Origin of the sequence: Synechococcus sp. R55.2, assembly GCF_047462075.1 — a bacterium.
Taxonomy (GTDB): Bacteria; Cyanobacteriota; Cyanobacteriia; order Thermostichales; family Thermostichaceae; genus Thermostichus.
In genome coordinates this window covers 1-11,679 of sequence record NZ_JANSIH010000023.1, presented here as the reverse complement: position 1 = coordinate 11,679, position 11,679 = coordinate 1, and the positions used below count along the sequence as shown (strand labels likewise).

12 protein-coding genes are annotated in these 11,679 nt (G+C 55.3%); 4 read left to right on the top strand and 8 right to left on the bottom strand.

Annotated elements, in window-relative coordinates; translation table 11 throughout:
• The 8 genes from NW838_RS00800 to NW838_RS00765 all read right to left on the bottom strand — a co-directional run.
• Positions 1–1,813: VWD domain-containing protein (locus tag NW838_RS00800; protein ID WP_414427308.1), on the bottom strand; the 1,813-nt coding region annotated here is incomplete at its 3' end.
• A 1,173-nt stretch (positions 1,814–2,986) separates the two neighbouring features.
• Positions 2,987–3,598 (bottom strand): hypothetical protein, encoded by a 612-nt coding sequence (locus tag NW838_RS00795; RefSeq protein ID WP_414356424.1) that lies wholly within the window; start codon positions 3,596–3,598, stop codon positions 2,987–2,989.
• A gap of 324 nt (positions 3,599–3,922) precedes the next feature.
• On the bottom strand, positions 3,923–4,048 hold the full coding sequence (locus NW838_RS00790; RefSeq protein WP_414356426.1) for a DUF4351 domain-containing protein: 126 nt from the start codon (positions 4,046–4,048) through the stop codon (positions 3,923–3,925).
• A gap of 85 nt (positions 4,049–4,133) precedes the next feature.
• Positions 4,134–4,967 carry an undecaprenyl-diphosphate phosphatase gene (locus NW838_RS00785; RefSeq protein WP_414356429.1) on the bottom strand — a complete coding sequence of 278 codons (834 nt, stop codon included), beginning with the start codon at positions 4,965–4,967 and terminating at the stop codon, positions 4,134–4,136.
• 231 nt (positions 4,968–5,198) lie between these two features.
• Positions 5,199–5,717 (bottom strand): DUF2808 domain-containing protein, encoded by a 519-nt coding sequence (locus tag NW838_RS00780; protein ID WP_414356431.1) that lies wholly within the window; start codon positions 5,715–5,717, stop codon positions 5,199–5,201.
• A 320-nt stretch (positions 5,718–6,037) separates the two neighbouring features.
• On the bottom strand, positions 6,038–6,223 hold the full coding sequence (gene psbZ / locus NW838_RS00775) for a photosystem II reaction center protein PsbZ (RefSeq protein WP_011433643.1): 186 nt from the start codon (positions 6,221–6,223) through the stop codon (positions 6,038–6,040).
• Positions 6,224–6,365: 142 nt separating this feature from the next.
• Positions 6,366–7,058: a queuosine precursor transporter gene (locus NW838_RS00770; protein WP_414356433.1), complete on the bottom strand. Its 693-nt coding sequence runs from the start codon at positions 7,056–7,058 to the stop codon at positions 6,366–6,368.
• Entirely contained in the window at positions 7,058–7,714 is a 657-nt protein-coding gene (locus tag NW838_RS00765) for a response regulator (RefSeq protein ID WP_414356435.1), read from the bottom strand. Before NW838_RS00765 ends, NW838_RS00770 begins: the two co-directional genes overlap by 1 nt.
• Positions 7,715–7,969: 255 nt before the next feature.
• Between NW838_RS00765 and NW838_RS00760 the strand changes: the two genes are divergently transcribed.
• From NW838_RS00760 to NW838_RS00745, 4 genes are all read left to right on the top strand, one after another.
• Positions 7,970–9,088, top strand: coding sequence for a class I SAM-dependent methyltransferase (locus NW838_RS00760; protein ID WP_011433647.1), 1,119 nt, complete (start codon positions 7,970–7,972; stop codon positions 9,086–9,088).
• 161 nt (positions 9,089–9,249) lie between these two features.
• Entirely contained in the window at positions 9,250–9,720 is a 471-nt protein-coding gene (locus NW838_RS00755; protein ID WP_011433648.1) for a hypothetical protein, read from the top strand.
• A gap of 73 nt (positions 9,721–9,793) precedes the next feature.
• Positions 9,794–10,138, top strand: a complete 345-nt coding sequence (locus NW838_RS00750) for an MgPME-cyclase complex family protein (protein WP_414329330.1) — start codon at positions 9,794–9,796, stop codon at positions 10,136–10,138.
• A gap of 147 nt (positions 10,139–10,285) precedes the next feature.
• Positions 10,286–11,679: MFS transporter (locus tag NW838_RS00745; protein ID WP_414427307.1), on the top strand; the 1,394-nt coding region annotated here is incomplete at its 3' end.

Sequence of the window (11,679 nt, the reverse complement as noted above, 5' to 3'; positions counted from 1 at the left end):
AGCTATACCGGGTGAAAACCAGGCTATTCCCCATCTGCACCAAATTGGAAAAGTATTCTGCAGTTCCTCCTCCAAAGGCCCCAAACGAGAGATCATCCACAAACGTCGAGACTTGGCCCTGGGCATTCACTTTGTTCAAAACCCCCACATTCCGGGTTCCAACCCCTGCATCAAAGCTCCGAGTGCCTTTCAGCAGCATCACCCCATCTTCAAATGCACCGATTCTGCGGAACCACTCTGAATAGCCTGGCCATTTATTTTTTTCTGCCTCCAGCACTGGAATTACCCCTCCAAAAGGGGTGATACGACTCACTCTCTCCCTCCTATCCACACATGTATTGAATGAAAATTGATTACAAACTTCTTCCAGTACCCAATAATCGGAGCCAGATTTCACCAAGTCTCTGACTCGCCCGACACTGGCCAAGGGAGTGAAGGTATAGCCATCGGCCTCAGTGGTTCGATAAGTGCCCCCATACCCGGCCACTGCCTCTCCACCCATAATGGCAACATCAAAAATGCAATCTTCCAAGCTGAATCTTGGGTGCAACTGGATCCCAGAATCCCGACAGATGCGCTCTGCTCCTATGCGTTGGCTTGGGCTAATCTCCGCAAAGCCACTGGGAAAAGACCGGTTACTCAGGCTCTCGCTGCTCTCTCCGGGGCCATAGTCAAACAAAGACTCAGCAGGACTGACCCGCCAACTGTCACCGAAGACTCGGTAAAGCCCGTTAAAGTCCGTCTCGGAGACTAGCTGTCCACTGCGGCTTTGCAGGTCATTGCTGGGGTTGTAGTCGTAGTTGCCCAACAGGCCGCGTACTCGTCCCAAGTATTGGGGGGGTAGCTTCAAGGTAAAACTCAGGTGAGCAAAGGCTGCAGAGTTGGGGAAGTAGGGTTGAACGGTGAGTGTTTCTCCTTCTGGCCAGTTGAGGATGTACTCACCCTGACGGCCACGGAAGAGTTCGTAGCCGTAGCAGCCGCCGGGGGTACAGTTGGGGTCGGGGGTTTCCCATGCAGAGTCTTCGTCTTCTGGGTCTTGGGGCGGGCGTTCGGCTAAGGCGAGGAGCAGGTAGCCACCGGGGGGTAAGTCGGTGAGTTGGCCATCTATTCTCAGTTCCGGGGCAGGGGTGGTGTAGATGGCAACACGATGGGATCCCATTTGGGTGGCGATGGCACGAGTCATGCTGGCGACAGTGCTGCTGCCGAAGGGGCGGAAGCGCGCTTGCAGTTGAAAGTCCAGTTCGGGTACGACACTCTGGCTCAGGATATATTCTCCTACCCCGTGGAAGTCGTAGCGCAACCGGTCCAGGGTGTACAAATGCGGATCCCCTACCCCATCTGCTTTGCCGGCATAAGGATCCGCCTGGGAGGGATCCGGATTGCAATTGGCCCCCGGAGGACAGTATCCCCCGCCTGAGCCACCAGAACCCCCTGAGCCACTAGAGCCGGAACCAGAACCGCCTGTGTAGTTCAACTGTTTGCTGTCTGTGGCAACAAGGGGATCCCCGATGGGCCGACCTTGTGCATCCTTAATTTGGTATTCGGCCCGCGCATCAACTTGCATGTAGACCCGTTCTCCCTGGATGGGCCTGTCCAGGTTGAGGATGGTGGCTTGGGTGGTGAACTCGCCTTTTTCATCCGTTTCCCCTTCTGCGGGGTCAAGCTCACCATTGGTGATGCTAGGGAAGGTGATCTGCACGGGAGGTCGTTTGCCGGAGGCATCTTCTACAACTCGACCGCGGGCATCCACCAAGCGGACTTTCAGTTTCAAGTTGGCTTGCCCTGTAGAGGTTGCAGGAGGAATGAATTCCATTTCCTCAATCTCAAGGTCTAAGCACTGATTGCTTGTGGGATTGAGAGTTTCTGCTGCATCCCCCAGCATTTGGAATATTTTCCGGCGAGCCTCAAAGTTCCGATTGAGGTAAAAGTTGTCAAATCTATGACCGTCAAGAGGTAGAGCATCAGGGCCAAGAGGAGGCACAAGCCTAACATTCCAGTCCAAAGGTTCAAGTAAAGGTCTGGGTAAGACTGGATTACCCTGAGCATCAGAGATTCCACCAGAGGCTCGAGCAACCTCTCTAACCAAATTGACCACTCTATCTTCATCAAAGGTGACATACAGAGGAATGTCATTGAGGCTAGAGATTGTGGATCCCATCATGTGGGCAACTTGAACCCCACCAAAGAAACAACCTGCAATCTTCTGAGAGGTTGCATTTGCAATTGTCCGCTTGGCAGCATCGACAAATATTGTTCCCTGAGAATTAGAGATAGTTAAGACACGATAACCATCTCTGACATCATCCAAGGCTGGCCAAATGAAATTGTCGTAGAGAGAAGCTATAGTATTTCTTCGAATCATATCCAGATGTTGGTCGGCAATTCTATCCCGAATTGTTTGACCAAGAAGATTAATTAGAGTTTCTTGGACATTAAACCTTTGCAATAGTGGCCTTAGAATATCATTTGCATTTGGGGCTTTTAGAAGAACACGAGCATATTGCCACGCTTGAGGGTCTGACAGTTCTGGCAGTGCTTCCCGAATCTTGAGTGCAATGGATGCAACGATTTGAAAGGTTGGGTTGTCTGCTGCTTGAGTTACATTTCCAGACGCAGTTATTCCTCCCAAAGCCATGTTGTAAGCAAGCCGATAGTTTGCGATGTCTTGCTCGAACCCAATGTTGTCTTTGAGTCGGATCAATACATTCTCTTCATTTCCTCCAATGGCAGCAATGATCGTATCAAGATTTTTTTCTGCGTCATCTATTGCAGTTGCTAACCCGTTAATATAATAGATTCTAGACTTAAGACTAGACTTAAGAATAGATTCAGTAGTATTGAAACCTAGGTTGGGAGAAACGACTGAGTAGATAGTTGATTTGTTCGGTAATGAGCAAGACTTGAGAATCAGTACAGACAGGCAACAGCACAATAAAACAACAAGACGAACAGTATTTCGACCGAACATCCATTTATCCTCACTAATCTAGCGAATTGGGTCAGTACATGTCCATTCTTCTGCGCCAACGACTTGTCCAGAGAACTTGGCATCAACTGTTAAATCTGCAATGACTCTTTCTTGAGTGTTAAGCATTTGAAATTGCACTTCCCTTACTGCCTCAGCAACCTCATCAATGAGATCAAATTGATCAACTCCGCCGAATGCCAATCTTGCACATCGAATTGCTCGGAAACGATCAAGCACTCTTGCACGCACTTGGTCGCGACTATCTCTATTTACATTCACGATGTTTGCCTGTAAAGCTTTGGCGTATCGCAGCATGGCCTTCCGCTTCAGCTCATCATTGGGATACCGGCGGTAAATCCAGCGCTGCACATCATCACGCACGCCATCTCCATCGGCATCAATCCCCTCCAAAGTTTGCTTCCCTTCTTCTCCAGGATCCGGTGGCAAATTGGGGAATAACCGATCCAGTTCATCGACCGGGATCATATCTGGAGAGGGATCCTCACCCGGATTTTCTGGCACAAATCCAGTAGTGGGATCAGGATTGGGCTCTTCTTCTGCACTGAGGGTAGAACCTCCCCCGCCACTGCACCCACACAGCAACACCAACACAGAAGAGAGCATCAACATAAGCAGTATCCTGAGGCCGTTCATAATCGCCTTGGTTCTAGCAGTTCAAGTGGCACAAGTGACCCCCACAGGGATCCGGCAATCCTTCTATTGGAGCTACAAGCAACACAAAATTAGGGCAGGGATCCCTAGAAGGAACTCTCTCAGGAGGATCTACCGTTCATCACCCGACAAGAGCAAGACTGGATTTGCAGCCTGATGCTCAAGTAGAAACTAACATCTGCTTCAACAAAGTGCAAGTGCGCTGCAACACACAGGCCCAATCTTTAGATTGGTCAGCGTATGATACGGAGCCCTTTTTTGAAGGGGACAATATTTGTTGAATCAATCAAGCCAGGTGGTGAGGTCAATCAACGACTGGAACTCCAGCAAGGCTAGGCCCAGCTCTTCTAAGCGTTCCACTGGCAACGCGCGAATCTGAGCCTCCACCTCCTCAGGCAGGGATCCCATTTTGCCAATCTTCTCAGTGGGAAAAGCAGCCAGAAAGGAGTGACCACCTCAGGGATCCCCGTGGATTGTAGTTGACTGAGCTTGATTAGGGTCTTAGGAACCCCAGCGCTAAACCCAAGATAATAAACAAGCCAAAGCCAATCCGATAAAAGATGAACAGCCAAGTGCTGCTGCGCTGCAAAAACTTAATCAGCCAATCGATAGAGAGATAAGAAAAAACAAAAGCAGAGAGAGTGCCCAACCCTTGCGGCAGCAAAGCCTCCACCTCAAAATCCGAGACAAACTCCAGTACCCCAGCCAAAAATAAAGCCGGGATCCCCAGCAAGAAGGAGTAACGGGCGGCAGCCGGGCGTTGCAAATGGAGAAACAGCCCTGCCGTCAGCGTCGAGCCGGAGCGCGACACCCCAGGGATCAGGGACAAAGCTTGGGCCAGCCCTACCCAGATCCCATCCCAAATGCCTAAGCTGTGAAGGTCTCGCTGGCGTTTGCCCGTTTGCTCTGCCCAGCCCAACAACACAGCCAAGCCAATGGCTGCAGTGGCGATCACCCACAACTGGCGGGGCGGGGATCCCCAAATGGCCTTGATGGCCCAGCCGGCAACCACAATTGGCACTGTTCCCACCAGGATCCCTACCAGCAGCCGCCAAGGCTCCTGCTGAAAATCTCGTTCTCGCCAAGCCTTCCAAGAGCCGAGGATCAACTGGCGCAGGTCAGAGGCAAAGTAGATCAGCACCGCCCCCAAACTGCCCAACTGGATCACCGCCGTAAAAGAAGCGCCCGCATCCGGCCACCCCACCAAAGCCGGAAACACCCGCAGATGAGCCGTGCTGCTAATGGGAAGAAATTCGGTGATCCCTTGCACCATGCCCAAAATCAGAGCTTGCCACCAATTGGGATACCAGGTGTCAGCAAGCAACAAGGTAAACACTCCCCCACCCAAACTTGCCGGATTTGCACAATCCCCATTCTTAGAAAAACTCAGAACTCCGGCTTTTTCCAGCAGCCCATACCACGGCGAACAAACACTTGCAGAGGGATCCCACCCCAACTGGCCGGGAACTTGGGTGTCGCTGTCCCAGACCCGCAAAAGGGCTGTGCCTATAGGATCGCCGCAAAGATCAACAGTAGGTCAGATCATCGGGTCAATAGATCAGAAGCCAATCCGCTCTGGGTCTTCAATGGTAATCAGCCAGTTGCCCACATTCCGGAAGAGGGGGTTGGGTTCCGTACCCCGTACCCGCGCCTCCACACGGTAGATACCGGCAGATGAAGGGTTGCGCACATTGGAGAGCACCAGACGGATCTCCTGGCCGGCAGCGATGGGCTGACGGGCCACCACCTCCAGAGAGCGAAACTCCTCGTTCCAGTACACTTGATCCAGCTCTACGGGCCGGCCTTCCACCTCCAGGCGGATATTGTTGGGGTCGATGACGGCGTCAAAATTCCTGTCCCCGTTAATTTGCACTTCTGCCACTGCCACATTCTGGGGGGGGATCGTCAGGCGGTAGCGATCCAGGCGACCGCGAATGCCGCGAAAATCCAGCCGGTAGCTAAGAACAGGCACCCCCTCACTGCCGGTGATCACCAAACCCGACTGCGCCTCTGCAGAATGGGGCACCATCAGGGATCCCAGGCTCCCCATCACCAGAACCGCCAAGGCCAGCCTCATGCCTCGCCGGGCAAGGCCAAGTTCCTGCGAACATTTCACTGCTCTCAACACCCAAACCTCCGCTGGTTGAAACACTTCAGCACCCTCAAAGCTTGCCAACGCAACCTGCAGCCAACCTAACCAGTGGCAAGACCGCCATCTCGCCGTCCATTGTAGGGGATGGGATCCTCTCTACCGAGAGAGCCTAGGGCTCACCGGGGTGCGCAAGTACGCAGTTCTGGCAGAGATCTCAACAAGAACTTTGGGCCACCATACCCACAGTGCAGCCCCCCACAGCGCCGATTGTAACGGCAAGATGCCCCTGCCCTTCTACTGCTTCTTCACTTGAGGAAACTCAGCACCCCCACCCCGATCACCATCAGCACCCAGAGCAGGGATCCCACCAAAATCACATTCTTGGCCCGGCTCCAGTCGCTGGCTGAGCTGTAGAGCACTGGCACCGCCACCACCAAGAGCAAGCTGTAAAGCACCAACACCAACAAAGCAATTTGGAAAACGAGCATCATCTTTCGGATCCCTCACAAAAGTCTTGTCTTGGATAAAAGCTCCCGGCAACACCGGACGGCAGCAGGATAGAAAGGATAACGCTTTGACTATACCAAAATGGGATCCCTCTCAAAGCCAAATCCGTTGGGGCAGTTGATGGACTCACCTGGATACAGGCTGGATGCGGAAGGGGTTAAAGTCGGTTGCCACATCGAAGTAGTCTTCTTGTTCTTGCTGCTTTAGCCAGCCGGTAATGGCATAGGTCAGGGGCGTAAACGCCACCTCAACGGCACACTTGAACACATAGTTGGAGAGTATTAAGCTGCCCAGGCCGGGGAACACCCCCCAAAAAGCCAAAGTGACAAACAGACCCGTGTCCACCGCTTGGCCCACCAAGGTAGAGCCGATGGTGCGCGTCCACAGCCACCGTCCCCGCGTCCACACCTTCATGCGGGCCAGTACGTAGGCGTTGGCAAAGCTGCCTCCCCAATAGGCGATTAAGCTGGCCAGGACAATGCGGGGCGTCAGGCCCAGAATCTGGTCGTAGGCTTCTTGATAGGGCCAGTCGGGGGCCGCAGGCAGGGATCCCACGATCATGAACGTTACCGACATGAGGGCCGCCGAGATAAATCCCAGCCAGATCACCCGTCGCGACCGGGCATAGCCATAGACTTCGGTGAGGATGTCGCCGAAGATGTAGCTGAGGGGGAAGAGAATGGTGCCCCCGTCAAAGGTAAAGGGCCCCAGAAGAACGATCTTGGTCGAGGCAATGTTGGAAATCAGCAGCACGGCCACAAAGAGGGCCGTCACCGCATCTAGGTGTCGATAAGCTCGCTCAAAAACCCTCTCAGACATCAGGATCCTCCTAGAAGTTTACGGATCTGTCGCAGCTCCTTGACGATCAAGGCCAAACCCTGGGCATGTCGCTCCACTTCGCCGGCGAGCTTGCTGATCTGGGCCTCCAGATTGCTGCTGCGGGATTCCTGACGCGCCAGGCATTGGTTGATCCCAGAAAGCCGCGCCACCACCTCCCGCTGGATCAAGTTTTCCGTACCTTGAATCAGCAGCGTCTCGATGGCGGTGAGCCGGTTCAGAATCAGTTGGGTGTTGGTTTCGGATCCCGGCTCCGGTGCAGCGGCAGGGGCAACCTGGAGGACCTTTTGGATAAGAGCCAAAAGGGCATCTGCCTCAAACGGTTTCTCGATGAAATCAAAATCGACAAAGGGCTCAGGAATGCGGGCAGTCACCTGTTCCTTCAGCCCCGACATCATGATGATAGGAGTATTTTTCAGACTGTCTTCGCGGCGGATGGCCTGCAAGGTGTCGTAGCCATCCATCTTGGGCATGACAAAATCCAGCAGGATCAGGTCGGGGTGATGTTTTTTGGCCGCTTCCAGCCCTGTCAACCCGTCTTTGGCCTCCACCACTTGGAACTGATCGGCCAAGATGCTGGCCACCATCTTGCGAATCATGATGCTATCGTCAATGACCAACACCGTCTTGGTTGTCATGCTGAGGCGCTCCCTCTTCCCATTATCAAATCGACCTGATCAGCCCCTTCCTCCAGCTCATAGGGCAATCGGGGACATCCTTTTGAGGACACCACTAGAGTACTCCCCTGCTTGGCCAGATGGGGTGTGCTCAGGGATCCAATTCCGCCAGGTTTTCCCCGCGCCCAGCGGCTGCCGGCCCGGCGTGGCCGCCTTGCTATAATTAAGTGTAAACAAACGTTAAGCCTTCATTCTTCATTCGCACCTTGCAGGGTTATGAGCCTACAACTAAGTCCTGAGCTGTCGCTGCCGATCCCATCTCCAGTCGGAGAAGCTGCCTACCGCGCTTTTCAGTGGGGCAAAAACATCTTCGGCTTTGCCCACAAAGCGCTCTCCACCCAAGCTTCAGATCTGATGCTCTCCGTGCTCAGGGATCTGCAAAGCTTCTCCTCCGGGAGGACCCCGCCGCCGCGGGCCAAGGTGCGGGTGAGCGCTGACACGCTACAGGTGTTGCGGGCCCGTTATGAACAACTCCTGCAAGCGGACTGGCAAGATGCTGAGGCAGGGTACTACCCGCACGCGCTCTTGTTCGACAACCCCTGGCTGGACTTTGCCCGCTATTACCCACAGGTGTGGTTGGATTTGCCGCAAATTACTCGGCGGGTTCACAGCAAGCGTTACCAAGAGTTTTCTCAAGACATCTCCACCGAGGGCTATCCGAAATACTACCTGCAAAATTTCCATTACCAAACCAACGGCTACCTGAGCGACAGCTCGGCTGAGCTTTATGACCTGCAGGTGGAGCTGCTGTTTGGGGGCACAGCGGACGCGATGCGCCGTCGGGTGATTCGCCTGCTCAAAGATGCCTTGGATCCCACCTTGGTCAGCCCCCACATCCTCGATGTAGCTTGTGGCACGGGGCGGATGCTGCGCCTACTGCGGGGATCCCTGCCCAAAGCGGCTTTGTACGGTCTGGATCTTTCCCCCGCCTATCTGCGCAAGGCCAACCGACTGTTGCAGGAGCTGCCGGGGGAGCTGCCCCAGCTTATCCGCGCCAACGCCGAGGCCATGCCCTATGCCGATGCCACCTTTGACGCCGTCATCAGCGTTTTTCTCTTTCATGAGCTGCCTGGCCCGGCCAGACAAAATGTCATCAACGAGATGAGTCGGGTGGTGAAGCCAGGGGGCGTGGTGGTCATCTGCGACTCGGTGCAACTGCTGGATTCGCCAGAGCTGAAGGAGACGATGGAAGCCTTTATGCAAACCTTCCACGAACCCTACTACCGCGACTACATCCACGACGATCTGGGGGTGCGCCTGCAACAGGCAGGCTGTGCGGTGCTGCGCCGGGAGACTCACTATGTCAGCGCCTACACCCTAGCCCGTAAGGGTTGAGCGCCCTTTCCACAAGCTTAAGAGGAAGAGTAAATCGGCGGTCACTTGTCCAGAGGGTGTATAGTAGTTTTAGACACGAAACCTTGGATGAGAAGACGGGCCACTGACTGGATAACCTTCAGGTGCAAGTCCGTCCGAACTCTTTTCTTGTACTTAGGCTCATGTCCCACCCCCATGGATCCCTCCGCGCCGGTATCACTGCTCTCAAGCAGGAGCGCTACCTGGAGGCGATCAACCTTCTCGAGTCCTTCTGCTACTGCTGTTCCATCCAAGAAAGACAAGAGAGTTTGTCCCGCCGCCTGAGCGAGCGCAATGGCTCTAGGGCAGATCCGGAAGAATGCGTTTTGGCTCGTGTAGCTCTGATCATGGCATATCAGGGCAGTGGTGACTTGGAGCGCTCAACTGCCCTTTGCCAAGAGCTGTTGGAGGAGAAGGAAACTCCTGAGTCCGCTCCCTGGGCTCGGGAATGGGCAGCTCAGGCTCTACCTACCCTCAAGCAGGCTTCAGAACACTCCATGCCCCCTGAGGAAGTCATGGCGCGGCTACCCGTTCTCCGGCAGTTGGAAGACTGTCAGCCGCTGTGTAGCTCCCGCGATCCGGCTCCGCATCTGCTCAAATCTGCCTCTCTCTGAGGGAGAGGATCTGCAAGGAGCGGTGGACGCCCGGCTCTAGCCTTTATTCTCAACACAGTTCCACAGCAATCTTATGTCTGCTGCCGAACCGACTACCTATCATTTTGTCGTTGCCAGCCTGTCTTTCTTACGTTCTGAGCCTCTGGAAGAGGTGCTGGAGGAGCGTCGTCGATACTGCGAGGAGCGCCATTGCCCTGTCGATTTCTTCTGGGTGCCCCAGCCGGCCTTCATGGAAGCTCCAGAGTTAAAGCCCCTGCGGGACAAGTTGAAGGAGCCCCTGGGGGCAGTGGTATCCACCAACGCGGATTTTATTCGTTGGCTGAGCCTGCGCTTAACCTTTGTAGAGAAGGGCAGCTTTGTGGCTCCAAGCGAGTCGATCCCAGATCCCTTGCGCTCCTTGTCTGCCGCAGGAAGCTAGGCCTGCCGATTCCCAAGATTTGGGTTGGTGGATTGGAAGGCGGGCCAAGATAAGATCGGGGCACCCCATTTCCACTTTTGTTTGCTGACGGGATCCCATTCTGTTGTGGGGCCGACGTCGGGGAAATGGGCAGGTCACCTGGGGAGCATGATGACTTTGGAGCAACGATGGGGCTGGCCGGAGGGAGGGGCAGGGATCTGCCACCCCAGTTCCCCTCTCCAGAATCCCCCACCTGCGTCAACGCCAACTTGGGGGCTGAAGTCAGAAGCTCTCTTGCCTGAGCCGACAGCAAGCCCCGCCCTCAGCTCGCCGGAGTGTTCTCCTGGGGATCCCCTGCCGGAGCCACCCCCTGAGGATCCCGAAAAAGGGCAAAAGGAAGAGGAAGATCAAGGTCTGTCTGAGCCGGGCCTGAGCAACTTTGTAACCGTGCTGCGCCGGCGCAATTTCCTGCTGCTGTGGATGGGGCAGGCGTGTTCCCAGTTGGCGGACAAGGTGTTGTTGGTGCTGCTGATTGGGTTGGTTGCCCGTGAATTTCAGCCGGAAGGGGCTTCCATCAGCGGTCAGGTTTCGGCCATCATGCTGGCTTTTACGCTGCCGGCGATGCTACTGGGCAGCCTGGCGGGGGTGTTTGTGGATCGCTGGCTAAAAAAAGGAGTGTTGGTGCTCTCCAACCTGGCGCGTGGGATCCTAGTGCTGCTGTTGCCGCCGCTGCTCTGGCTCACTGCCGGGCGCGACCTTTGGCCGGGGATCCCCTTGGGGTTTGCGGGGCTGTTGCTGGTGAGCTTTGCCGTCTCGGTTCTGACCCAGTTTTTTGCTCCTGCCGAGCAGGCGACTTTGCCCCTGATCCTGCCGAAGCGAGAGCTGCTGGCGGCCAACTCCCTGTACACCACCACGATGATGGCTTCGCTGATCGTCGGGTTTGCCGTGGGGGAGCCGCTGTTAACCCTGGCAGATCGTTGGGTACGCCATTGGTTGCCGGGCTGGGAAGTGGGGCCGGAGCTGTTGGTGGGGGGAGCCTACCTCTTGGCGGGATCCCTGCTATTGCTGCTGCAACCCCACGAGAAGCTAGAGCCCCGGCGTTGGGAAGTCCCCCACCTCTGGGAAGATCTCCGCTTGGGCCTGCAATATGTCAGCCAGATGCCCCTGATCCGAGCTGCCTTGGTGCAGGTGGTGGTGCTCTACTCGCTGTTTGCGGCGCTGGCAGTGTTGGCGGTGCGCATGGCAGAAGTGATGGCAGAGCTGAAGCCAGATCAGTTCGGGGTGTTGTTGGCCGCTGCCGGCCTGGGCATGGGGATCGGCGCCTTTTGGGTGGGCCATACGGGCCGACGGGTGAGCCGCCGCGCCTGGATTGGGCTGGGATCCCTGCTGCTCTGTGGGGCTCTGGCAGCCCTCTCCTGGACGACCCACTGGCTGCTGCCCAGCTTGGGCTGGATTGCCCTGTTGGGCTGTGGGGGGGCTTTGGTCTGTCTCTTATACAAAAATCCGAGCCCACCAGACCCAACGCAAAAGCGGGAGGCCGCGTATGTAGGTAAAAAAAAAAA